Source organism: Nonomuraea sp. NPDC050404 (assembly GCF_040655495.1).
Lineage (GTDB): Bacteria > Actinomycetota > Actinomycetes > Streptosporangiales > Streptosporangiaceae > Nonomuraea.
The window spans coordinates 164,944-187,667 of record NZ_JBFAKB010000018.1; the positions used below are offsets into that span (position 1 = coordinate 164,944).

The 22,724-nt window shown below is 68.1% G+C and carries 26 protein-coding genes; 15 read left to right on the forward strand and 11 right to left on the reverse strand.

Translation table 11 applies throughout. The features are described 5' to 3' along the window. The first annotated feature begins 181 nt into the window (after window positions 1-181). Window positions 182-697, forward strand: coding sequence for a GNAT family N-acetyltransferase (locus tag AB0I81_RS40660; RefSeq protein ID WP_360668796.1), 516 nt, complete (start codon window positions 182-184; stop codon window positions 695-697). A gap of 181 nt (window positions 698-878) precedes the next feature. Here the strand turns inward: AB0I81_RS40660 and AB0I81_RS40665 are convergent, their stop codons facing one another. Continuing rightward, window positions 879-1,316, reverse strand: a complete 438-nt coding sequence (locus tag AB0I81_RS40665; protein WP_360668799.1) for a MarR family winged helix-turn-helix transcriptional regulator — start codon at window positions 1,314-1,316, stop codon at window positions 879-881. Between the two features lie 94 nt (window positions 1,317-1,410). Between AB0I81_RS40665 and AB0I81_RS40670 the strand changes: the two genes are divergently transcribed. Beyond that, the gene (locus AB0I81_RS40670) at window positions 1,411-1,788 is read left to right on the forward strand and encodes a cupin domain-containing protein (protein WP_360668802.1); all 378 of its coding nucleotides are present in this window, start codon (window positions 1,411-1,413) and stop codon (window positions 1,786-1,788) included. A gap of 151 nt (window positions 1,789-1,939) precedes the next feature. On the opposite strand, the gene AB0I81_RS40675 is transcribed toward AB0I81_RS40670, so the two are convergent. After that, window positions 1,940-2,815, reverse strand: coding sequence for an A/G-specific adenine glycosylase (locus AB0I81_RS40675; protein WP_360668805.1), 876 nt, complete (start codon window positions 2,813-2,815; stop codon window positions 1,940-1,942). Window positions 2,816-2,936: 121 nt separating this feature from the next. Between AB0I81_RS40675 and AB0I81_RS40680 the strand changes: the two genes are divergently transcribed. After that, the gene (locus tag AB0I81_RS40680; protein ID WP_360668808.1) at window positions 2,937-3,641 is read left to right on the forward strand and encodes a hypothetical protein; all 705 of its coding nucleotides are present in this window, start codon (window positions 2,937-2,939) and stop codon (window positions 3,639-3,641) included. A gap of 175 nt (window positions 3,642-3,816) precedes the next feature. Here the strand turns inward: AB0I81_RS40680 and AB0I81_RS40685 are convergent, their stop codons facing one another. Then, the gene (locus AB0I81_RS40685; RefSeq protein ID WP_360668811.1) at window positions 3,817-4,695 is read right to left on the reverse strand and encodes an alpha/beta hydrolase; all 879 of its coding nucleotides are present in this window, start codon (window positions 4,693-4,695) and stop codon (window positions 3,817-3,819) included. A 255-nt stretch (window positions 4,696-4,950) separates the two neighbouring features. Here AB0I81_RS40685 and AB0I81_RS40690 point away from each other — a divergent pair, with 255 nt between their 5' ends. The 4 genes from AB0I81_RS40690 (at window position 4,951) to AB0I81_RS40705 (ending at window position 7,978) form a co-directional block, all read left to right on the forward strand. After that, window positions 4,951-5,094, forward strand: a complete 144-nt coding sequence (locus AB0I81_RS40690) for a hypothetical protein (RefSeq protein WP_360668813.1) — start codon at window positions 4,951-4,953, stop codon at window positions 5,092-5,094. Further along, window positions 5,091-6,233 carry a methyltransferase domain-containing protein gene (locus AB0I81_RS40695; RefSeq protein ID WP_360668816.1) on the forward strand — a complete coding sequence of 381 codons (1,143 nt, stop codon included), beginning with the start codon at window positions 5,091-5,093 and terminating at the stop codon, window positions 6,231-6,233. The genes AB0I81_RS40690 and AB0I81_RS40695 overlap by 4 nt, the downstream gene beginning before the upstream one ends. A 376-nt stretch (window positions 6,234-6,609) precedes the next feature. After that, window positions 6,610-7,119 (forward strand): DUF6879 family protein, encoded by a 510-nt coding sequence (locus AB0I81_RS40700; protein WP_360668820.1) that lies wholly within the window; start codon window positions 6,610-6,612, stop codon window positions 7,117-7,119. Between the two features lie 7 nt (window positions 7,120-7,126). Next, complete coding sequence (locus AB0I81_RS40705) at window positions 7,127-7,978, forward strand: helix-turn-helix transcriptional regulator (protein WP_360668823.1); 852 nt, start codon at window positions 7,127-7,129, stop codon at window positions 7,976-7,978. 455 nt (window positions 7,979-8,433) lie between these two features. Here AB0I81_RS40705 and disA read toward each other — a convergent pair whose 3' ends face one another. The 5 genes from disA to AB0I81_RS40730 form a co-directional block, all read right to left on the reverse strand. Then, a complete protein-coding gene (gene disA, locus AB0I81_RS40710; RefSeq protein WP_360668826.1) occupies window positions 8,434-9,510 on the reverse strand; it encodes a DNA integrity scanning diadenylate cyclase DisA in 1,077 nt (358 codons plus the stop codon). Window positions 9,511-9,550: 40 nt separating this feature from the next. Further along, window positions 9,551-10,957, reverse strand: coding sequence for a DNA repair protein RadA (radA, locus tag AB0I81_RS40715; protein WP_360668829.1), 1,407 nt, complete (start codon window positions 10,955-10,957; stop codon window positions 9,551-9,553). Between the two features lie 63 nt (window positions 10,958-11,020). Beyond that, window positions 11,021-11,323: a thioredoxin gene (trxA, locus tag AB0I81_RS40720; RefSeq protein WP_360668832.1), complete on the reverse strand. Its 303-nt coding sequence runs from the start codon at window positions 11,321-11,323 to the stop codon at window positions 11,021-11,023. Window positions 11,324-11,325: 2 nt separating this feature from the next. Then, on the reverse strand, window positions 11,326-11,694 hold the full coding sequence (locus tag AB0I81_RS40725) for a MerR family transcriptional regulator (RefSeq protein WP_360668835.1): 369 nt from the start codon (window positions 11,692-11,694) through the stop codon (window positions 11,326-11,328). Between the two features lie 81 nt (window positions 11,695-11,775). Further along, window positions 11,776-12,474, reverse strand: coding sequence for a class I SAM-dependent methyltransferase (locus AB0I81_RS40730; protein ID WP_360668838.1), 699 nt, complete (start codon window positions 12,472-12,474; stop codon window positions 11,776-11,778). A gap of 56 nt (window positions 12,475-12,530) precedes the next feature. Here AB0I81_RS40730 and AB0I81_RS40735 point away from each other — a divergent pair, with 56 nt between their 5' ends. From AB0I81_RS40735 to AB0I81_RS40765, 7 genes are all read left to right on the forward strand, one after another. After that, window positions 12,531-13,340, forward strand: coding sequence for a sugar phosphate isomerase/epimerase (locus AB0I81_RS40735; protein WP_360668840.1), 810 nt, complete (start codon window positions 12,531-12,533; stop codon window positions 13,338-13,340). 107 nt (window positions 13,341-13,447) lie between these two features. After that, window positions 13,448-14,221 carry a class I SAM-dependent methyltransferase gene (locus AB0I81_RS40740; protein WP_360668843.1) on the forward strand — a complete coding sequence of 258 codons (774 nt, stop codon included), beginning with the start codon at window positions 13,448-13,450 and terminating at the stop codon, window positions 14,219-14,221. Window positions 14,222-14,252: 31 nt separating this feature from the next. Then, complete coding sequence (locus AB0I81_RS40745; RefSeq protein ID WP_360668846.1) at window positions 14,253-14,834, forward strand: TetR family transcriptional regulator; 582 nt, start codon at window positions 14,253-14,255, stop codon at window positions 14,832-14,834. 139 nt (window positions 14,835-14,973) lie between these two features. After that, entirely contained in the window at window positions 14,974-17,079 is a 2,106-nt protein-coding gene (locus AB0I81_RS40750) for a (Fe-S)-binding protein (protein ID WP_360668849.1), read from the forward strand. A gap of 147 nt (window positions 17,080-17,226) precedes the next feature. Then, complete coding sequence (locus AB0I81_RS40755; RefSeq protein ID WP_360668852.1) at window positions 17,227-18,021, forward strand: hypothetical protein; 795 nt, start codon at window positions 17,227-17,229, stop codon at window positions 18,019-18,021. After that, window positions 18,018-19,085 carry a glycosyltransferase gene (locus AB0I81_RS40760; RefSeq protein WP_360668855.1) on the forward strand — a complete coding sequence of 356 codons (1,068 nt, stop codon included), beginning with the start codon at window positions 18,018-18,020 and terminating at the stop codon, window positions 19,083-19,085. The genes AB0I81_RS40755 and AB0I81_RS40760 overlap by 4 nt, the downstream gene beginning before the upstream one ends. Window positions 19,086-19,120: 35 nt before the next feature. Next, window positions 19,121-19,402, forward strand: coding sequence for a metal-sensitive transcriptional regulator (locus tag AB0I81_RS40765; RefSeq protein ID WP_080044376.1), 282 nt, complete (start codon window positions 19,121-19,123; stop codon window positions 19,400-19,402). 110 nt (window positions 19,403-19,512) lie between these two features. Here AB0I81_RS40765 and AB0I81_RS40770 read toward each other — a convergent pair whose 3' ends face one another. Further along, on the reverse strand, window positions 19,513-19,674 hold the full coding sequence (locus AB0I81_RS40770; protein ID WP_020540796.1) for a hypothetical protein: 162 nt from the start codon (window positions 19,672-19,674) through the stop codon (window positions 19,513-19,515). Between the two features lie 213 nt (window positions 19,675-19,887). Then, the gene (locus tag AB0I81_RS40775; protein WP_360668860.1) at window positions 19,888-21,210 is read right to left on the reverse strand and encodes a hypothetical protein; all 1,323 of its coding nucleotides are present in this window, start codon (window positions 21,208-21,210) and stop codon (window positions 19,888-19,890) included. 74 nt (window positions 21,211-21,284) lie between these two features. On the opposite strand from AB0I81_RS40775, the gene AB0I81_RS40780 reads away from it, so the two are divergent. Further along, entirely contained in the window at window positions 21,285-22,166 is an 882-nt protein-coding gene (locus tag AB0I81_RS40780) for a hypothetical protein (protein WP_360668863.1), read from the forward strand. Here AB0I81_RS40780 and AB0I81_RS40785 read toward each other — a convergent pair. Next, window positions 22,138-22,668, reverse strand: a complete 531-nt coding sequence (locus AB0I81_RS40785; RefSeq protein ID WP_360668866.1) for a gamma carbonic anhydrase family protein — start codon at window positions 22,666-22,668, stop codon at window positions 22,138-22,140. The two genes, AB0I81_RS40780 and AB0I81_RS40785, sit on opposite strands and share 29 nt — an antisense overlap. Window positions 22,669-22,724 lie beyond the last annotated feature (56 nt).

Consider the following 22,724-nt stretch of genomic DNA (forward strand, 5'->3'; position numbering starts at 1 on the left):
CGCACTGAGAAGACGGCGTTAGAGTCTGTCGGTGCGGGAGGGTCCCGTGAGCACTCCACGGTGGGGGGTTGATGAATATGGCTGCCAGCAGCCCTGTTCAGCATGCCCTCAACCGAGCCGCGTGGATGTACGTACGAACGTACGCCGCGGCCGGTCATTCACCGAAACCAGGAGTGTTCACGTGCGTTCTTTTCTTTCACCGAACGACACCGATCTGACCACCGACCGCCTCCTCCTGCGGGTCTGGACCCTTGACGAGGCGGACGCCGTCGTGGCGGGTACCCGTTCCGTGCACTGGGCCGAAGATTTCCCGAGCGAAGGCGACCAGGTCATCGCCGGCCTGTTCGGGGAGCATCCCGCGTGGCTGGGGGAGTACGGCCACCGTCTGGTCATCGAGCGCGACAGCGGTCTGGTGGTCGGCTCGATCGGCCTGTTCTGGCCGCCCGGCGACGGCGCCCTCGAGATCGGCTACGGGATCGTCGCCTCCCGCCGTGGCCGCGGCTACGCTCCCGAGGCCACCCGGGCGCTGACGGAGTTCGCCCTCACCGCGCCAGGTGTCCACACGGTGTTCGCCAACGTGGAACTGGCGAACCCGCCGTCGATCCGCGTCCTCGAAAAGGCCGGTTTCCGGCGACTGAGCGGCGACGATGAAACGGCCCGGTACGGCGCCTCGACGCCCTATCCGCCCTCGTCGTGAGGATGAGCCTGCGCTCGCGACTCTGTCGTGACCATGGGCTTGTGTCCGCGACTCTGTCGTGAGCGTGGGTGTGTGTTCGGCCTTGTGCTGGGCGTGAGGTTGTGTGTCTGGGGTCGGCGGCGGCGGTGTACCGTTGCCGGCCCCAGACCGTCTTAGACTCCAGGTCGTCGTCTTCGGGGGCTTAGAGGCTGCCGAACCAGCCGGGTGTGTCCAGGCGCCAGGGGTTGCCCGGCGTCATCCTGCGCAGGTCGGACTCCAGGGCGCTCAGGCGGTCCTCGCCGAGTTCGTCGGCCCAGCGGGCGCGCAGGGCGTCGAAGATGCGGGCCGATCGGTCAAGGGCGTCCAGCCCGTACGGGGTCAGCCGGACGATCTTGGCTCTGCTGTCCCGGGGATCGGTGGTGCGCTCGACGTAGCCGGCGCGCTCAAGCGTGTCTATGGTCTTGCCGGCGGCCTGTTTGGAAACGCCCAGCCTGCGCCCCAGCTCGACGGCCGTGGTGCCGTCCGCGCCGATCGCCTGCATGACGAATCCGTGCATGGGTCTCATGTCCGGATGGCCCTGCCGCGCGAGTTCGACATGCAACTCATCGATGAGCAGCCTGAACGCGAGGAGCAAGCGCAACGGAAGTTCAAAGCCCGGTACGTAAGTTGACACGATAGACAACCTGGTTAACTATATGGACAACATGGTTACCTAACTCTAGGAGATAAGTGACGTGACCGTCATACGTAACGCCGAGACACGACGCTCGGAAACCCCCGGCGGAATCATGACCACCTTCGCCTCACCCACCCAGGGAGGATCATCCGGATCCCTGTGGAAGGTAGAGGCCAAACCGGGTGCCGCGGGCCCCGTGCACGATTTCGACTGCGAACAAGTGTGGAACTGGCTGGCCGGCGCGGCGACCGTGAAACTGGACGGCGAGACACACGAGGTCACCGCCGGCGACACCATCGTCATGCCCGCCCACACGGTACGACAGGTCCTGGCTGACGCCATCACCGGTTACACCGCCATCGTCACCGCACCAGGCAGCGCACGCGCCTTCGGGCCAGATGGCGCCGAGTTCGGCGTCCCGCCGTGGATCGCCTGAGACGCCTCAAGCAGTGACCAGGAAGCCGGTCAACTTGGGCTCGCGTAACGGCGGGCCACCGGTGACGGGTTCAGAGGCCGTTTCCTGGAGGGCCATCAGCCGAAGTGCGGCGGGTGGAAAGCCACGGCAACGCGTAAAAAAATAATGATGTTCATGTCTGAGGAAGGCGAAACATGCCGTCGTCGAGGGCTTCGGCGAGGCCGTCGGAGACGAGCCCGTCCAGGGCGCGTTCGCGTTGGATGGGGTCGTTCCACACCACGTCCAGTGCCGTCTTGGGCACCGGCCCGTGCGCTGAGCGCAGCACCTCCAGCAGCCGGCCGCGACACTGGCGGTCGGTGCCCGCGTACGTCTGGCCCTTGCGCGCGGGCCCGGCGTGCGGCGGCTTGCCCGCCAGGCGCCAGGCACAAAGGTGCGTGATCGGGCAGTCGGCGCAGCGCGGGGCGCGCGCCGTGCACACCAGCGCCCCCAGCTCCATCACCGCCACCCCCCAGCGGGCCGCGCCCAGCTCGGGCAGCAGTGCCTCCGCCAGTCGCCGCTCGGCCGCCGAGGTGGCGGTCGGCGGGTACTCCTCACCGCGGACCGACCTGGCGAAGACCCGGCGGACGTTGGTGTCCAGCACGGCGTGCCGTCCGCCGTAAGCGAAGCTGGCGACCGCGGCGGCGGTGTACTCGCCGATGCCGGGCAGCGCCAGCAGGGTCGCGTGGTCGGAGGGAACCTCGCCGCCGTGCTCGTCGGTGATGGCGCGGGCGCAGGCGTGCAGGCGCAGTGCCCTGCGCGGGTAACCGAGACGGCCCCAATGGCGTACGGCCTCGCCGGGCTGCTCGGCGGCCAGCGCCTTGGGGGTGGGCCAGCGCTGCATCCAGTCGTGCCAGATGGGCAGGACGCGTACGACCGGAGTCTGCTGGAGCATGATCTCGCTGACGAGCACGCCCCACGGGGTTGCGTCGGCGGCGCGCCAGGGAAGGTCCCGGGCGTTGCCCTCGTACCAGTCAAGAACGGGGGTGTGCAGGAGATTCGGCTCTACCACACGGTCAAGCGTATGGGGTGTGCGAGAGGCTCGGATCAACCGCGCGGTCAAGCGTTTGAGGAGTTGACAGGTCTCGGCGTGTCGTCACTCTAAGTCGCCGCCCGCTCACCATGCTTGCTGTATGGACCCGGATACGATGCGTGGCGACGGCGGTGACATCTACTGGCGCCGCCGGATGAGCGTCCTGGTGGCGGTGCTCGTCGTGGTGGCCGTTGTGGCATGGGCGTGCTCCACCACCGGCAGCGGCCCCCAGCGCACGTCCAGCGCACAGTCCTCACCGAGCAACAGCACCAGCAGCACCGGCTCCGGTACGAGCAGCGAACCGGCCCCCGATCCGCTGCTGGCCGGACTGCGCACGCTCGCCATGGGCACCGCCGCCCCTTCGCCCAGCCCCACCCCGAAGTCTTCCCCCGTGGAACGCCACAGGAACCCCGGGGAGCCGTGCGTGGAGGAGGAACTGGTGCTCAGCCTGCAGGGCGGCAGGGAGCAGATCTACGCGGGCGACGCCCGTCCCGGCTTCATGGTCACCCTGGTGAACACGGGTTCGGTGATGTGCACGGCCGACGTCGGGCCACGGGCGATGGAAGTCCGCATCACCTCGGGCGCCGACCGCATCTGGTCCACGGCCGACTGCGTGAGCGGTGAGGGCGCGGAGGTCAAGGAGTTGCAGCGGGGGGTGCCGTACGTGCGGTCGCTTGAATGGGACCGGCGACGCTCCAGTTCCGACTGCCGGGCCGAGCCTGCCGCCGCGCTGCCGGGGACTTATGTGGCTGTGGCGCGGATGGGGAAGATGCGTACCCCCAAAGGGGTGTTCCACCTGCGTTGACGTCTGCGTTGACGTCTGCGTTGACGTCTGCGTTGACGTCTGCGGTGCGACGTGTCGGCCATGGTGCCGGGCCGTTGGCTCGGGCCTGCTGCGACACCAGGAAACCTGTGGGGTGTGCACCGTTCGGGCCTCCGTTCGGGATGGTTTCAAAACGTTGGACCGCAGGGCTGTGGTGTCACTTGCCGAGGGCGTGGCGGGCGGCGGTCTTGGCGGTGACGGTCTCGATGGCCTTGACGGCGACGTCGGGGGTGTCGTTGTGGATGTAGTGGCCGGCCTTGGCGGCGGTGGTCAGCTTGCTGTCGCGGGACAGGGCGAGCCAGTTGCGCTGGCCGGCGGTCCAGGCCTGCTCCAGCTTCTTGCCGTAGGCGGGGATGGCGGCGAGGTAGGGCTGGCCGTGCTTGAGGACGGCGACCGGGATGTCGCCGGCGGAGCGCACCTTGCCGTCCTTGATGACGAGCTGCTCGGGGTTCTGGCCCTGGAAGATGGCCAGGTTCTGGGCGCGTACCTGGGCGGCGGGGCCCTTGGCGGTCTTGGGGATGATGGTGGAGATGTCGTTGATCATGGTGGAGGGGGTGGCGTCCAGCAGGACCAGGCCCTTGACCTTGTCGGTGTGGGCGGGGGCGTAGCGGGCGGCGATGAGGCCGCCGAGGGAGTGGCCGGCCAGCACTACGGGGCTGTCGTCGGTGATCTGGTCGAGGACGCCGGTGAGGATCTTGCCGGTGGCGGCGAAGTCCTGCGGGCCGGTGGGCTTGTCGCTGGCGCCGGCGCCGAGGCGGTCGTAGGAGCAGACGCGGTTGTTGGCGCTGAGGCTCTTCTGCAGGGCGGCCATCTTGGTGAGGTCGTCGCCGCCGCCGTGCAGCAGGACGATGGTCGGCTGGCCGACGTCGGGGCCGCCGGAGCAGGACACGTTCACCGACTTGCCGTCGACCTGGATCTTCTTGGTGCCGGAGAAGGGGTCCCAGGTCTGCGCCGAGGCGGTGCCGGCGAGTTCGACGCCGACGGCGGTGCAGGCGAGGGTGGCGACGGCGGTGGCCTTGAGAAGCTTGCCGAGCATGGTGAACTCCTGAGTGTTAAGGGGGAGGGCCGCTTGGGCGCTGCGGCCATGACCTAAACACTAGGGATCCGACCACCCCGTGATCGTCACCGCACGGTGGACATTCGCCGGTAGCTCGCATGGGGGACAAGCGAGGAGGGGACCCGGCGCTGAAGGTAAGGCGTGAGAGTCCGGACAGTCCCTTGCCGCTCTCGCTGTGTAGCTGTATCGTCACGTTACGCGGACTGGTCGAGAGTTTCGCGAAGGAGTCCCTACGTGGGCCACAAAGGCGACCCGAAGAAGGACAAACCTCACAAGCCTGACCCGATCACTCCAGAGCAGGGCGACAAGAATCCGAGCGGCGGGCGTCGTGGCGGCGGCAAGGGCGGCAACGGTGGTAGCGGCGGCGGCGGGAAGTGACCCGGCCAGAAGTCGAGTGGCGGATCGAGCGCATGATCGAGGAGATCCCGCTAGCCACTCACCGCACCGAGCACATCAAAGCCGCGATCCGGGCCGTACCGCGACACCCCTTCATCCCAGTCCGCGCCCAAGCACTCCTTGGCGCGGATGAGACCGAGCAGATCATCGACCGCGATGCCGACCCGAAGGCATGGTGGGCCGCCGTCTACAGCGACTCCGTGATCGTCACGCAGATCGCTGACGGGACGGGCGAGATCAGGGCAGGCGCCCGAGAGCCCACGTCTTCGGCGTCCGCACCGAGCACCGTCGCGGACTTGCTGGGGTGGCTGGAACCAGAACCCGGCCACCGGGTGCTGGAAGTCGGCACAGGAACCGGCTGGACAGCGGCGCTGCTGTCACATCTGGTGGGCGACGAGGGGGTGGCGACCTCGATCGAGGTAGATCCTCAGGTCGCCGAGCGCGCCGCGAAGAACCTGAGCGATGCCGGGGTCCAGGCGCAATTGGTCGTCGGCGACGGCGCGGCCGGTTGTCCCGGCCGCGCTCCGTTCGATCGAGTCCACGTCACCTGCGGTATCCGTCAGGTGCCGCACAACTGGATCGAGCAGACCAGGCCGGGCGGCACGATCGTGTTGCCGTACTGCCCCGGCCTCGGGAACGGGCACGGACTGCGTCTCACGGTGTTTCCCGATGGCACCGCTTCCGGGCGGTTCCAAGGCTTCGCCGCGTACATGATGATGCGCAGTCAACGCCCGGCCCATGCCACACGGGACGACGGCAGCGGTCAGTACTCCAGCACCCGAATAGACCCGCGCACGATCGCCTATGCTCCCCCCGGGGCGCTGGTGGCGATGGCGGGGCTGACCGGGTTCCAGGTCACCAGCCGGCAGCAGGGCGATCAGTTCTATGTGTGGGTGGTGGACCAGGATCATCCCGAGGTGTGGACGCTGGTCACCCATGAGCCCGGTCAACCGGAGTTCGAGGTGTACCAACTCGGCGAGCGCTCCCTGTGGGAGGAGGTCACCGACGCCTACTTCCGCTGGGTGGGCTGGGGTGAGCCGAGCCGAGAGCGCTTCGGCATGACGGTCACCCCGGAGTGGCAGCGCATCTTGCTGGACAGCCCGGACCATCATCTGAGCTGACCGGCAGCAAGACGAGAGCCCCCGGCCCTACGGTGCCGGGGGCGATCGGTCGACGCTTCCTTCATCTGCGCTTGACATCACCATCGGTCTGCCAAAGAGGGACGTACGCCAGGCACCAGGAGGAGTGATCTCATGCAACCGTCCAACGCTCACAGGGCTTCGCGGCTTACCTTCTACTGCAAGGACCCCGACTCACACGGGGCTGACGAATGCGAGACGTTCTACTCAACTGACGGAGACTCTTGGATCGCCCAGGGTAAGAGGCGGGGTCCGAAGATCGCTGCTCAGCTTGTGAGCCTGGCGAGTGATGAGACCTTCGTGGAGATCTCAGGCCGCACGATCGACGCGTTCGTCCGAAAGTATGCCAAGGAGCATTATGGAGTTGATCTCAGCCGAGCAGAGATCGGCACTGATCTGGGCGGGCCGGCCATTCCTGAAGCTTGAGCTTCGCGATGGCTATGCCTTCGACGCCGAGTTGTTCAGCGCATGGCAGAGGAGGGACGGAGCAGCCATTGCTCGCTTCGTCGACCCGTGGCGTGACAAGGTGGCGGCCGAGGTTGCGGCCGGAAGGCGTATACGCCGGGTGCGGGTCGTTTCGGAACCGCTCTCTAAATACCAGCGGATGGCCGTCGCCATCGCGGGGCCCGCGGTAGAGGCGGGAGAAGAACTCCGCTGGCTTCCCCGCCGCTCGGTTTCGACCCTCCCGCTTCCTGGCAACGACTGCTTCGTCCTCGACGATCTGGTCATCTTCAACGTGCTCGGCGGGAGCGATGAGCGGACGGAGATTCAGCTCTACCGTGATTCTCATGTCGTGAAGTTCTGCCGGGACGCCTTTGAGGCGGCCTGGAGCATCGCCACCCCGCACAACGTATACAAGCCCTTCTAGACGTACGGTGTCCGACCTCAAGCCGTCGAACGCCGCCAAAATGGCGTTCGGCATCCGTCTCCGCGATCTTCGGCTGGACGCCGAGCTGACCGGCGTGGAACTGGCGGGCCGGTGCGGTTGGCACAAGACCAAGGTCTCCAAGATCGAGCACGGTACGCAGAAACCCACCGAATCAGACGTCAGGGTGTGGGCTACGGCCTGCGGCGCTGTGGGTCAGGTAATGGAGTTGATAGCCACACACCGCGAAGTAGAGCAGATGTGGCTTGAGTATCGGCGCGAGCTTCGGGCAGGTCAGAAGCACATTCAACTCCGCAGCATGGCTCTCTACGAGAGGACCAGGCTCCTGCGCGCTTATGAGGCCCTGTTCATTCCTGGATTCCTGCAGACCTTCCGCTACGCCTTGGTCCAGTTCGAGATACATGCACGGCTGCATGGCCTGCCCACGGAAGACCTTGAGCAGGCTGCGCGTAACCGGCTGGTGCGTCAGCGCCTGCTGGGGACGGGGACGAACTCGTTCTCGTTCGTCCTGGAGGCATCAGCGCTTTATACCGGCATCGGTGGCGCCGAGGTTATGAGTGAGCAGTTCGACCGGCTTCTTGAGGTGACCGCGATGCCGTACGTATCCATCGGGGTCATCCCTCTCGGGCATCAGAGAAGCCTTTATCCCGGCGAAGCGTTCTATTTGTTCGATGAGCAGCATGTCCGGCAGGAGTTCTGGACCGGACTGCTCCGGTCGTCCCGTCCTGATGACATCTCCTACTTCGTTCGAGCGTTCGCGGCGCTTCGAGATCAAGCCGTTTACGGGAGGGCGGCGCGCGAGGAGATCGAAACGGCGCGTAGGCATCTTCGGGGAACTTGAAGCAACCCTCTCACAGCGCGGGCGACGCCGTCCCTAACGTGGAGGCATGGCACTCACGCACCCGATTCCCTTCCCCGGCACGGCGTAAGGACGGGTGCCTCGCTTATGAACGGCCCTGGCTGGGTTTCATGACCAACTCGACCGGTCCGCATCTCAGTCAGGGTTGCAGGTTCGCCAGGTGATCCCTTCTGAAGGGCTGGGGGTGGGAGCCCTGGTCGTTCTTCCGGCCAGGGCCCCGTCATGTTCGTCGACACGATTGGAGTGGTGAGGACCACCACGGTTGCCATCGAGACGCCTGGTTTCGGAGAACGAGGTCGGCCCTGCCGAGGAGCTTGAGGGGTGACGGGTGTTGCGTCCGGGGAGTGTGAGGGGCTGGCAAGCCCCTCACTTCAGGGTGGGGTCCCGCAGGCCAAGCCGGTAACCAGGATTGGGGTGGGTGCTGAGGGCTTTGGACTTCAGACGTAGCGTTCGAGGATTGAGGATTCGGCGAGGCGGGACAAGCCCTCGCGGACGCTGCGGGCTCGGGATTCGCCGACGCCGCCTACCGCCTGGAGGTCGTCGATGCTGGCCGCCAGGAGTTTCTGCAGGCCGCCGAAGTGGTTGACCAGGCGGTCGACCACCGTGGCGGGGAGGCGGGGGACCTTGGCCAGGAGGCGGAAGCCGCGGGGGCTGACGGGGCTGTCCATCTGGTCGCCGCCGCTGTGGCCCAGGACGCGGGCCACGGCCGACAGGTCGAGCAGGTCGTTGCCGGAGAGCTTGTCCAGCTCGTGCATGGCCTCAAGGAGGCGGCGCTGGCGGCGGCCGGAGGAGGCCGGGAGGTAGTCGCGGATGACCAGCTCGCGTTCGGAGTCGACGCCGGCCACCAACTCGTCCAGCTGGAGGGACAGGAGGCGGCCGTCCGTGCCCAGTTCGACGACGTAGCCCTTGATCTCGTCGGAGATGCGGCGGACCATCTCCAGGCGCTGCGCCACGGCGGCCACGTCTCTGACCGTGACCAGGTCTTCGATCTCCAGGGCGGACAGGGTGCCCGAGACCTCGTCGAGGCGGTGTTTGTAGCGTTCGAGCGTGGCCAGGGCCTGGTTGGCCTTGGACAGGATGGCCGCCGACTCCTCAAGGACGTAGCGGATGCCGTCGAGGTAGAGGGCGATGATGCGCATCGACTTGCTGATCGCGATGATGGGCAGGCCCGTCTGCCTGGCCACGCGCTGGGCGGTGCGGTGGCGGGTGCCGGACTCGTCGGTGGGGATGGCGTTGTCGGGCACCAGGTGTACGGCGGCGCGGACGATCTTCTGCTCGCCGTTCACCACGATCGCGCCGTCCATCTTGGCCAGCTCGCGCAGCCGGGTGGCGGAGAACTCGACGTCGAGCTCGAAACCGCCGCTGCACAACTCCTCGACGACCTTGCTGTAGCCGAGCACGATCAGCCCGCCGGTCTGCCCGCGCAGGATCCGTTCCAGGCCGTCGCGCAGAGGTGTGCCCGGCGCTACCGCGGCCAGAGCTTCGCGACGGCGGTCATCCAGACTCCTATCCACCTGACCCCCGTGTCGATCGGTCACGCTCAGCTTAGCCGCGCTAAGTGGCATGCGTGAGGGCGTCCCAGACGTTCTCCGCCTGGACGACCTCGAACCCGGGCGCGAACGCCACGGGCCCCACGGGCACCAGAGAGCGCTGCCCGCCGCGTCTGCGGCCGCCCTCTTCGAGCGATCCGGCCGGTACGAGGGCACGTTTGAAACCGAGCCTGGCCGCTTCGGTCAGCCGCCTGCGTACGTCCTTGACGGGACGCAACTCGCCCGCCAGTCCCACCTCGCCCAGCGCCACCAGCCCCGGCGGCAGCGGTTTGTCACCGGCGGCGCTGGCGACGGCGAGCATGACCGACAGGTCCACGGCGGGGTCGGCGAGTTTGATGCCGCCGACGGTCGCGGTGAACACGTCGCATCCGCCGAGCCGGGCGTTGAGCCTGCGCTCCAGGACGGCGAGGACCATCTGCACGCGGTAGGTGTCCAGGCCGGAGGACGTGCGGCGGGGCTGCTGCGCGTCCGTACGGGCGACGAGGGCCTGGACCTCGGCCGGCAGCGGGCGCGTGCCCTCGACGGTGACGGTGACGCAGGTGCCGGGCACCGGCTCGCTGCGCCGGGAGACGAACAGGCCGCTCGGGTCGGTGATGCCCTCGATGCCCCGCTCGTGCAGGTCGAAGCAGCCGATCTCGTCGGTGGGGCCGAACCGGTTCTTGATCGCGCGGACCATGCGGAGCCTGGAGTGGCGGTCGCCCTCGAAGTTGAGCACCACGTCGACCAGGTGCTCCAGCGTGCGGGGGCCGGCGATGGAGCCCTCCTTGGTGACGTGGCCCACCAGGACCGTGGCCATGTTGCGCTCCTTGGCCAGCCGTACGAGGTTGGCCGCCACCTCCCGCACCTGCGTCACCCCGCCGGGCACGCCGGTGGCCTGCGCCGAGCCGATCGTCTGGACCGAGTCGACCACCAGCAACTGGGGCTGGACCTTCTCCACGTGCGTGACCAGGGCCGACAGCTCCGTCTCCGCGGCCAGGTAGAGCTGGTCCTGGATCGCGCCGATGCGGTCGGCCCGCAGGCGTACCTGGGCCGCGGACTCCTCGCCCGTCACGTAGAGCACGGTCGCGCGCTCGGCGATGCGCGCCGCGGCCTCCAGCAGGAGCGTGGACTTGCCGATGCCCGGCTCGCCCGCCAGCAGCACCACCGCGCCGGGCACCAGCCCGCCGCCCAGCACCCGGTCCAGCTCGGACACCCCGGTCGTGCGCGCGGTCGCCACCTCGGCCTTGACCTGGCCGATGGGCAGCGCGGGAGCGCTGGTCGCGCCCGCCTGGACGACGTTGACGCCCGCGCGGGCGCCATCCTCGTCGACGGTGCCCCACGCCTGGCACTCACCGCACCTGCCGACCCATTTGGTGGTGCGCCAGCCGCATTCGGCACAGCGGTATCCGGGCTTAGGGGCAGTCTTGGCCATGCGGTGCAGGCTAGCGGGTGGCACCGACAATCGACGAGATCCCGGCCTCTCGAAACCGGGTTGCTACAGGCCGAGTTCGGAGACGAGCATGCGCTTGGGCTTGGCGCCGACGATCTGCTTGACCGGCTCGCCGTTCTCGAACAACATCATCGTCGGAATCCCCATCACCCCGTAGCGGGCCATGATCTCGGGATTCTCGTCGGTGTTCAGCTTGCCGATCGTCAGGCCGTGCTCGGACTCGATCTGCTCCAGGACGGGCGCCACCATCCGGCACGGTCCGCACCACTCGGCCCAGAACTCGACCAGCACCGGCTTGTCGCTCGTCAGCACCTGCTCCTCGAAATTGCCCGTGGTCAACGTGATCATCTTCATCCCCTTACGAAGCATCCTGGGCACGCTTGGGAGAGCTGGGCGGCCACCTCTGCGCGGCGGTTGAGCAGCACGCGGATCTCCTGGTCGATCTCGCTGAGCTTGCGCTCGTAGACCTCGACCGACGCGGCGCAGGAGCCGCCGGTGCTGTGGCCCTGGCGCAGGCAGTCCACGAACGGCCGGGTCTCCTCCAGCTTGAAGCCGATGGCGAGCAGGGCTCTGATCTCAGAGACCAGCCTGACGTCGTCCTCGCTGTAGGAGCGGTAGCCGTTGGTGGAGCGGCGGGCCCGTAGGAGCCCGTGCTGTTCGTAGTACCGGAGCGAGCGGGTGCTCACTCCGGTGCGTTCCGCCAGCTCACCGATGCGCATGCCTCCACGGTAAACGTTGACGCCCGTGTCAAGGTCAAGCCCCCGAAGCCCCGAAGCCCCGAAGCCCCGAAGCCCCGAGTCTCAGTAATGGCGCCAGCGCAGGACGTTCGGATAGGGCAGGTCGAGGCCGGGCGTCTCGGCGATGGCCTGCTCGGCCACCTCGGGCGTGAACTCGATGCGCAGCACCGCCTCCAGGTCGGCGCGCCGCTGGAAGGTCATGCGCAGGTCCAGCTCCTTGCGCTGCCAGCCCTGACGGACCCAGAACGCCTCGACCTCGCGGGGCGAGTACGTCGGCACGGTACGCGAGAACCACCGCCCGAACGCCCCCCGCGTCGCGTCCAGGTCCACGACGAAGGCCGCGCCGCCGCGCCGTACCACTCTGGACAACTCCCGCAGGCCCGGCTCGCAACCGGGACCGAAGAAGTACGCCCAGCGCGCGATGACCACGTCCACCCCGGCGTCGGGCACCGGCAGGTTCTGCGCCGTGGCGGCGTGCACGCTCACGTTGGCCAGGCTCGCGCAGCGGCGGCGCGCCAGCGTGGCCAGATCGCCGTGCGGCTCCACGCCGATCACCCGCGCCGCGTCGGCGGCCAGGATCGGCAGGTGGTAACCGGTGCCGCAGCCGATGTCGAGCACGGTGGCGTCGTCCCAGGGGCGCAGGGCGCGCATCGCCGTGTCGGCCGCGCCTTCGGGATCGACGGCGCGGTTCTCAAGCTCGTAGATCTGGGGCGTATTCCAGATATTCGGGCTCGGGATCGCACCTTTCGCTATCCGTGTCATGCCATAACGCTAGGGGCTGACGCGCCAGATCGGCTTCTCCGGCTTAGGCTGGCAACGTGGCTGATGTCATCCGCGTGCCCAATGCGAAGATCGCGTTGTCCACCGCTTCTGTATATCCGGAACGCACTCCTGACGCGTTCGAGCTGGCTGCCCGCCTGGGGTACGACGGCGTCGAGATCATGGTCGGCGCCGATCCGGTGAGCCAGGACATCGACGTGATCGAGCGGCTGTCCGAGCACTACGAGGTACCGGTGCTGGCCATCCACGCGCCCTGCCTGCTGGTCACCCAGCGCGTATGGGGCCGTGACCCGTGGGCCAAACTGGTCAAGGCGCAGAAGGCGGCCGAGCGGCTGGGCGCGTCCACGGTCGTGGTCCATCCGCCGTTCCGCTGGCAGCGCGAGTACGCCCGCGACTTCGAGACCGGGCTGGCCAGAATGCGTGATGAGACAAATGTCACGTTCGCGGTCGAGAACATGTTCCCGCTGCGGGCCAGGGGCAATGACGTGGTGCCCTACTCGCCCGACTGGAACCCGATCGACTACGACTTCCCGCACGTCACGCTCGACCTGTCGCACACCGCCGTGTCCGGCTCCGACGCGATGGAGATGGCCGTCAAGCTCGGCGACAGGCTCGCGCACCTGCACCTGGCCGACGGCGTCGGCATGACGAACAAGGACGAGCACCTGGTGCCGGGCCGGGGCAACCAGCCGTGCGCGCAGATGCTGGAGCGGCTGGCCGGCACCGCCTATTCGGGCCTGGTGGTCCTGGAGATCAACACCCGCAAGGCGGCCAGCCGTACCGAACGAGTCGACGACCTGGCGGAGGCGCTGGCCTTCGCCAGATTGCACCTGGCAGCAAGCACATGAGCAGTACGGGGCCGACCCACCTGGCGGCAAGCACATGAGCAGTACGGGGCCGACCCACCTGGCGGCAAGCACATGAGTACGGGGCCGATCCACCTGGCGGCAGGCACATGAACACAGGGCCGATCAAGAATCTGGGCAGGTCCTTCGACCGCGTGGCGGACGCCTACGACGCGGCCAGGCCCGCCTACCCCGACGAGGTCTACCGCGCCGTGACCGAGGTGTCCGGCGTCGAGTTCGACGGCGCGACCACGGTGGACGTCGGCGCGGGCACCGGCATCATGACGCTGGCGCTGCGGGCGCGCGGCTCGCAGGTCATCGCGGTGGATCCGGGCGAGGCGATGCTGGCCCGCCTGGTGAGCAAGGCCGGCGGCGAGCAGGGCAGGCGGGTCGAGGCCGTGCTGGCGGACGGCAACGCGCTGCCGCTGGCCGACGGGGTGGCCGACCTGGTGACGTACGCCCAGTCGTGGCACTGGCTGGATCCGGCGATCTCGATCGCCGAGGCCAGGCGTGTCCTGCGGCCCGAGGGCGCCATCGTGGGCTGCTGGAACCTCAACCACGCGGCCCAGGCCGAATGGCTGGCCGCCTACGAGGCCAGGCTGGCGCGGGAGGTGCCCGCGTACTGGGGGCCGGCGGTGGAGCAGTGGTCGGTGCCGCCGATCGCCTCGGCCTTCGAGGTGATCGAGGAGCGCTGGATCCCGTGGACCCGGCTGATCGGCATCGACGACTTCCTGCTCGACCTGCGCTCGCACTCCTACATGGCGGCGCTGTCGCAGGAGCGCGCCGACGAGGTGGTCGAGCGGCAGCGCGCCGAGCTGCGCAGGGAGTTCCCGGAGGGCGTGCTGTCGGTGCCGATGCGCGTCTACCTGGCGGTGGGCAAATGAGAGCGGGCAGGATGATGGCCAGGGTGGGCGAGTGACGGTCAAGAGGCGGCCGGGGCGCAGGCCGGGCTCCGCCGACACGCGCGGCGAGATCCTCACCGCAGCCAGGCGGGTGTTCGCGGAGAAGGGCTTCGACAAGGCGACGGTACGCGGCATCGCCAGGGAGGCCGAGGTCGATCCCGCCCTCGTCCACCACTATTTCGACACCAAGGAGGGCATGTTCGCGGCGGCCATGCAGCTCCCGATCAACCCTCAGGAGATCATCCCGATCCTGCTCGAAGGCCCGCGCGAGGAGATCGGCGTGCGGCTGGTACGCCTGATCCTGCGCGTCACCGCCTCCGAGGAGACCCGCGCGCCGGTCCTGGCACTGCTCCGCTCGGCGATGAGCAACGACCAGGCGATCGCCATGATCAGGGAGTTCTTCACCTCGGCCCTGCTGTACCAGGTGGCCGACCGGCTGGAGGTGCCGCACCTGAGGATCGAGGCGGCCTTCTCGCAGATGCTCGGCATCGTCATGGCCAGGTACGTGCTCAAGCTGGAACCGCTGGCCAGCGCCGATCACGACGAGCTGGTCGAACTGCTGGCGCCCACCATCCAGCGGTACTTCACAGGGTAGAGCATTGTTCTGGAGACGGCGATGACCTTAGGGTATGTCGCGTAGTTCAGCAAAGTTACTCGTGGGTAGGATTGCGGTCGTATGCCTGCGCGGCGGGTGACCGTACGCTGACAGCCAAACGTCTCTGTGGGAGGACCCCGTGCTCTGGGTAGCCATCATCGGGCTCGTCATGACCGTCGCGGCGGTGGCGGTGGCCGGCCGCAGGGTCGCGTGGTTGTACAAGCTCGCGACCGTGGGCCCACCCGCGCCGGAACGCACCGAATACGCCAGAACGCACGTCGGCGACGAGATCAAGGCCCAGCTCGTCGAGGTCTTCGGGCAGAAGAAGCTGCTGAAGTGGACGCCGTCGGGCGTGGCGCACTTCTTCGTCATGTGGGCGTTCTTCATCCTGCTGACCGTCTACATCGAGGCGTACGGCGCGATCATCCAGGGCGCGATCACCGGCACGCCCGACTTCCACATCCCGCTCATCGGGACCTGGGGCGTGCTCGGCTTCCTCCAGGACTTCATCGCGGTGGCCTGCGTGCTCGGCCTGGTCGCCTTCGCCGCCATCCGGATCAAGAACTCGCCCAAGACGCTCGGGCGCGGCTCCCGCTTCTCCGGCTCGCACCTCGGCGGCGCGTGGCTCGTCCTGTTCATGATCTTCAACATCATCTGGACGCTCTTCCTGGCCAGGGGCGCGGCCGCGGCCAACGGGAACTTCCCCTACTCCTCCGGCGCGTTCGTCTCGCTCGCGCTCGGCGACGCGCTGCCGCGGAGCGCGCTGCTGGAGGAGATCGCGCTGCTCCTGCACATCGGCTTCATGCTGGTGTTCCTGGTCATCGTGGTGAACTCCAAGCACCTGCACATCTTCACCGCCCCGCTCAACGTGCTGTTCTCGCGCCGCCCTGACGGCCTCGGCGGCGCGCCCGAGATGCGCGTGGACGGCAAGCCGGTCGATTTCGAGGACGAGGACCTCGACCCCGAACGGCTCGGGCGCGGCAAGATCGCCGACACGACGTGGAAGGGCTTCCTGGACTTCTACTCCTGTACGGAGTGCGGCCGCTGCCAGTCGCAGTGCCCGGCCTGGAACACCGACAAGCCCCTGTCGCCGAAGATGCTCATCCTCGACCAGCGCGACCACGCCTTCGCGGTGGCCCCGTACCTGATGGCGGCCCAGGCGGGCGTCGAGCACAAGGACACCGACGTGCTGGCGCTGCTGGAGAAGCCCCTCGTGGGCGAGGAAGGCGTGATCCACCCGGACGTGTTGTGGTCGTGCACCAACTGCGGCGCCTGCGTGGAGCAGTGCCCGGTGGACATCGAGCACATCGACCACATTCTCGACATGCGCCGCTACCAGGTCATGGTGGAGTCGTCGTTCCCGTCCGAGGCGGGGGTGATGGTGAAGAACCTGGAGAACAAGGGCAACCCGTGGGGCATGTCCGAGATGAAGCGGGCCGACTGGATCGAGGAGCTGGACTTCGAGGTCCCGATGGTCGAGGACAAGATGCCCGAGGACACCGAGTACCTGTTCTGGGTCGGGTGTGCGGGGGCGCTCGAAGACCGGGCCAAGAAGACCACCAAGGCCGTCGCCGAGTTGCTGCACATCGCCGGCGTGAAGTTCGCGGTGCTCGGCCCGATGGAGGCGTGCACCGGTGACCCGGCCAGGCGGCTGGGCATGGAGTACCTGTTCAACATGCTGGCCCAGCAGAACATCGAGACGCTCAACGAGGCGGGCGTGAAGAAGATCGTGGCCACCTGCCCGCACTGCTTCAACACCCTGGCCAACGAGTATCCGCAGCTCGGCGGCACGTACGAGGTCGTGCACCACACGCAGTTGTTGTCGAAGCTGGTCGACGAGGGACTGCTCACCCCGATCACCCCGATCGAGGAGAAGATCACCTACCACGACCCGTGCTTCCTCGGCCGCCACAACAAGGTGTACTCCCAGCCACGCGACATCATGTCGAAGGTGCCCGGCGTGCAGACCCAGGAGATGCACCGCCACAAGGACCGGGGCTTCTGCTGCGGCGCCGGCGGGGCGCGCATGTGGATGGAGGAGCGCATCGGCAAGCGCATCAACACCGAGCGCGTGGACGAGGCGCTGACCACGGATCCGGACACGGTCTCCACCGCCTGCCCGTTCTGCATGGTGATGCTGGGCGACGCCATCAACGAGAAGAAGAACAGCGGCGCGGCCAAGGAGTCGCTGGAAGTCGTGGACGTGGCCCAGCTTCTGATCAAGTCGGTGAAGGGCACGTCCTGACGGGAGATGTCGGACTCCTCCACACGCAATGTGGAGGAGTTTCGCATGTGAACGCATGTGGCGCCAAGAAATCCGGCATCCACATAACGGGAAAATCACGGTAACCTCAACGTCGCATGGCCTTATTCGACGGGGAGGGGGCTCGTGATGGGCGTCGTCGTCACGGACGCCGAAGTCACCCTGGCCGACGTGCTCTCCCTCAGACTCGCCATCGACGAACCACTGGAAGACGGCACAGAACTCGTTCTCAGGCATCGCACCACGGGGGTGGAACGCGACGTGCTGCTCGGCAGCCCAGGCAGACGGGCGCGCGAGGCCACGCTGGCGGTCTCGCTGGCGCCGCTGGATCTCAGCACCGGACGCTGGGACGCCTATCTGCGGCGCGACGGCAAGCGCAGCCGGCTGCGCAGCGTCGATCCCGGCTTCTCTCTTGACCATCTCGACGCGTACGCATTGTGCCGGCGCACCCTGGCCTACCGCTCCTACCGCACCCGCAACGGCTTCCTGGCGCTGAAGATCTCTGACGCCGAGCCGGTGGCCGAGGTGCGCTCGATCTGGTTCAGGGAGGGCCGCTTCGAGGTGATGGGCCTGCTGGCCTACACCGGCCTGGAGGACGACGACTCGCGCCACGAGGCCGTGCTGACCCTCGACCGGAGGCAGACCGGCGCCCACCTGACGGCCACGGCCACGGTGCAGGGCGTGCGTTTCCACGCGGCCGTGTCGCTCGTGGACGTGCTGGCCGCCGATCCGGAGGGCGCGGGCATCTGGGAGCCGTCGCTGCGGGTGGACGGGGTGTCCTCGCCACTGCGGCTGGGCTCGCGGCTCGACGACGTGGACGGCAAGCGGCGCCGGCTGCACTACCCGTCGGCCCGGGTGGACGGCGTGCTCATCAGACCCGGCTACACCGCCGACGACGAGTTGCGGATCGAGGTGGGCGGATGAAGGTCACCCTGGTCCTGCCCTCCGCGTACGGCATGCGCGGCGACGTGCGCGCCACACTCAACCTCGCCACCGCGCTCGCCGAGCGGCACGAGGTCGAGGTGATCAGCGTCAGGCGGCAGAAGGAGAAGCCGTTCTTCCCCGTCGGAACCAAGGTGGCCATGCGCAGCGTGGTGGACGCCAGGCCGGGGGTGCGGCATCTGCTGCCGCGCGGCCAGGTGCGCACTGAGGTGGCGTTGTGGCGGGTGTTGCGCAACCTCAAGTCCGACGTGCTGATCACCACCAGGCCGGGAATCGGCGTGCAGGCGGCCAGGCACGCGCCGCGCGACACCATCAAGATCGCCCGTGAGTGGGGCAGGCCGGCCGTGCCCGGTCCCGTCAAACGCTTCTATCCGCGCCTGAGCGCCGTCGTGACGGCCACGGAGTCGGCTCAGGAGGAGTGGGTCAAGCTCCTGTCGGACGGGCCCGCCGTGCTCAGCGTCCTGGACGCGCTGCAGAACGGCCCGTGGCCGCGCTCGCGGATGGACAACAGGATCGTGGCCGCCGGCGGGCGCTGGGTGCCGGTCAAGGCGTACGACAGGCTGATCAGGTCGTTCGCGATCGTGGCGGACAAGCGGCCCGACTGGCGGCTGCGCCTGTACGGCGGCGGGCCCGAGGAGCGGCGGCTGCGCTCGCTCGTGCGCGACCTCAACCTGCACAACCACGTCTACTTCATGGGCACCACGCCGGACCTGGCGGGCGAGTTCGCCAAGGCTTCGATCGTGGCCAACACCTCGCGCAGCGAGGACCTGGGCATGGGCGTGCTGGAGGCCATGGGGTGCGGGGTGCCCGTGGTGGCCTTCGAGGGGGCCAGGGGGCCGCGGGAGTTCGTGGCGACGGGCTACAACGGGGTGCTGGTGCCCGAGAGGGAGAGCGACCTGGAGTTGTTCGCGGCGGCGCTGCTGGCGCTGATCGACGACGAGCGCAGGCGGCGCTCCCTCGCGGCGGGGGCGCTGGACACGGCGGTGCGGCACGCGGCCGACGACGTGGCCGAGCAGTGGGAGAAGCTCATCACCGACCTTCGGTGAGCTCCCCGGATACCTTCTACGGGTACCGTAGAAGCATGCATGGGTACAGCGGTGACAAGCAGGCATATCTGACGCGCCTGCGACGAATCGAGGGGCAGATCAGAGGTCTGCAGCGCATGGTCGATGACGACGCCTACTGCATCGACGTCCTCACCCAGGTCTCCGCGGCGACACGTGCCCTGCAGGCGGTGGCGCTCGGGCTGCTGGAGGAGCACATCTCGCACTGCGTGGCCGACGCGATCAACACCGGCGGCCCCGAGGCCGAGGCGAAGGTGAAAGAGGCGTCGGCGGCCATCGCCCGCCTCGTGCGTTCCTAGCCCTCTCCCGAGAGCCCTCATCCATAAGTCGGATGATCCAGTTGTGCATTGACTAGTTATGTGAAACCCCGGGAACTAGGTCCCCGGGGTCTGGAAATCGTGTTGCTCCTTCAGCGGCTCGCCGAAGTCCGCAATCCGAGCGCGTCGTCGAGTTCGTCCAAGGTCAGCCGCCGCTCGCTGACAGCCACGGCGGTGAGCACCTCGGCGTAGAGCGCAATCTCGTCCAACGCGACACGGTCGTGGACCCGAGAGTCCAGGTCGTCGTGCCCCACCGCGTCGTCCTTCCTTCCGCAGCCCACACCCTCTACGAGGTTACGGCGGAGGCCCTTCCCGCGACATGGCCCATCGGAGTCATTCCTTTCTGCGCGCGTGGTCCCCCGAGGGATCATTTCCCGAATCCGAGATCACAATTCAGCTAAATTGCTGTTATTTGCAGTGATGGAACGCTATGGGCGTGATAAGGATTAAATAACGTTATTTGTGGTTTACGTGTGACCTGTGTGGTGGTCGTCCCGTTCGTGGACGATCCTGCGTACCAGAGCCGACTGTCCCGCCAGCCCGCGGTCCGGCACCTTGGCCCCCGTCAGCCGCCCCCAGGCCAGCCCCATCGCGTACGCGGCCCCCAGCACGGCCGCCGCGCTCCCCCGATCGGGCGGCGCCACCTCCACCACGGGAGGGGACGCGACCGAGACCCCGCCGGAGCGCACGGCGAAGCCCTCGGGCTCCGTCGACTCCCCGGCCGAGGTCCCCGTGAGCCCGGCGTCGTGCAACTCCCCGTACGCCTGCCGCAGCCGATGGTCCAGCCGACCGGGCAACACCATCCTGGAGTCCGACAGATCGGCCAGGAACGTGGCGGCGGCGGCCCGGGGGTCGGGCATGAACGACAACGCGTTCACGAGGTCGTACAGGACGTGGGAGAAGTCCTCCTCGGGGTCGTTCTCCACCAGCAGGGCCCGGCACAACCGGGACGGGCAGCGCGTTAGCCACGCCCGGCGCATCGCCGCGTCATCCTCATGTTCGAACCCGGCCCGGCGCAGTACCGGCTCGACCATGGTGAGCATCGCCAGGGCGCGCGGCCTGAACCGGGTGTCCAGGAGCAGGATCTGGGCGGTGTCGGCGATGATGGCGGCGAGCCTGAGCGCGGCCCTGGGCTGCCCGGCGCGCAGCCGCTCGGCCACCAGCGTGACGAGGTCGAGCAGCGGCGGCGCGGGCAACCAGCGCACCCACTCGTCGCCGGGCAGGGAACGGCGCAGGTACTCACCGAACACGGTGATCAGCCGCTCGTTGCCGTCGAAGGCCGGCGCGTACGCGCACCACATGATCGTGCCCCACACGGCCGCGACCGTGCTCGGCACGTCGGAGGCGAAGATCTCGTCGAAGGCCGTCAGCGGGTAGTCCAGCTCGGACTTGCGGCCGCAGGCGCGTACCAGCACCCTGAGCTGCTCGGTGAGGCCCGCGGGCACGTCGGGACCGACGAACGCCTGGGTGGAGCCCGGCTCGGCGTGGAAGTCGTAGCCGTGCGGCACCACGGCGTCCGGCAGCGCCGCGGCGGGATGGCTCACCCTGCGCGTGCGCGTGCCCCTCGGCGGCGGGGCCAGGTGCCAGCGGCCGTCGGCGGGATCATGCAGGTGCCAGCGCGCGTGCGCCCCGTAGAGCCATCGGTCGCCATCTGGTGTCACAAGAATTCTGGCGGCCAGGACGTGGGCACGGTCGGGCACCGAAAGTCCTTGCCAGCGCGGGTCCGAGACCATCGCGCGGACCTCCGCTTCGGTGGCGGTGAACGCATCCCAGGGTGGCACGGCGGTCATGGTACTGGGGGTACTCGGATCATCCATCAGCTTTACACGGCAGAATGTCCGACATGAGGGCGAAGGTAGCAGGCATGTTGGCAGTCGTAAGCGTGCTCTCCGGTTGCGGTACGGCGACGTCGGTCCAGCCCACTCCCACGGGGCCGGGCATACTCACGCTACAGAACGCCACTCCGCCCGCGCCCGGCGGGGAGGTGGGTGAGGCTTCGACCGAGTTCGACGACGCCGCCGACCTGAAGGTCTGGAAGAAGCTCAGCACGACCGAGAAGGACGTCGACCGGACCGTCAAGTACGACGTGAACAAGACCGCGAAGGGCGCCATGTACCTGGAGCCCAACACCTCGGCCTGGTTCGACGGCTTCCGCGGCCCCTTCGTGTACCAGGAGCTCGCCGGGGACGTCCTCATGCACGCCCGGGTCAAGGTCACGGGCAAGAGCACCGTCAGGCCCAAACGGCTGTTCTCGCTCGGCGGGCTGATGGCCCGCCAGCCCGGCTCCTACGCCAAGCCCAACTGGGTCTCGGTCACCACCGGCACCGGTGAGAAGGCTGGCCAGGTCGAGGCCAAGTACACCAAGGACGGCAGCTCCAAGCCGACCGAGACGCCCGTCAAGGACGGCTGGGTGGACCTGGCGCTGGGCAGGGTCGGCCGGGTGTTCGTCGCGCTGTACAAGGAGAACGGCGGCAAGTGGAAGGTGGCCCAGCGCTATCCCTCGACCCTGCCCGACGTGCTCCAGTGGGGCGTGACGGCCTACACCGACTGGGACAGCTACAGCCTGCTCAAGAAGGACGCGACCAAGGGCAACGCCAAGCAGGTCAAGGGCGTCCCCGACCTCAAGCTCACGGTTGACTTCGTCCGCTTCCTGAGGCCGGAGCTGCCGGAGTACGCCGACCCGCTGAATAACGCGTCGGTGTCGGACGAGGTGCTGATCAAATCGATGACGCCTGCCGGTGCCTGAGCGCCTTGGCCATGTAGCTGTCCGGCGTGCGCACGAAGGAGTCGCGGTCGTCGTCGGTGAGCTCACGCACGATCTTGCCGGGCACGCCCGCGACCAGCACGCCCGCCGGGATCTTCTTGCCGGGGCCCACGAGGGCGCCGGCCGCCACCAGGGTGCCCGCGCCGACGCGGGCGCCGCCCAGCACGATCGCGCCGATGCCGACCAGCGCGCCGGTCTCCACGTGGGCGCCGTGCACCATGGCCTTGTGGCCAAGGCTGACGCGGTCCTCCAGGATCGCCGGCTCTCCCGGGTCGGCGTGCAGGCACGACAGGTCCTGCACGTTGCACTCCTCGCCGATCTCGATCCGTTCGTCGTCCCCTCGGAGCACGGAGCCGTACCAGATGCTCGTCGCCCTGCCCACGCGTACGTTGCCGACCACGATGGCTCCGGGGGCTATGTACGCATCGGGGTGTATGTCCGGGACTGCTCCGTTGTCCAGCGCTGCTATGTACATTCGAGACATCGTAATTCCCGCTCGGGGTATGGCGTTCGGGTTGCGGACGTGGGCAGATGGCAGGA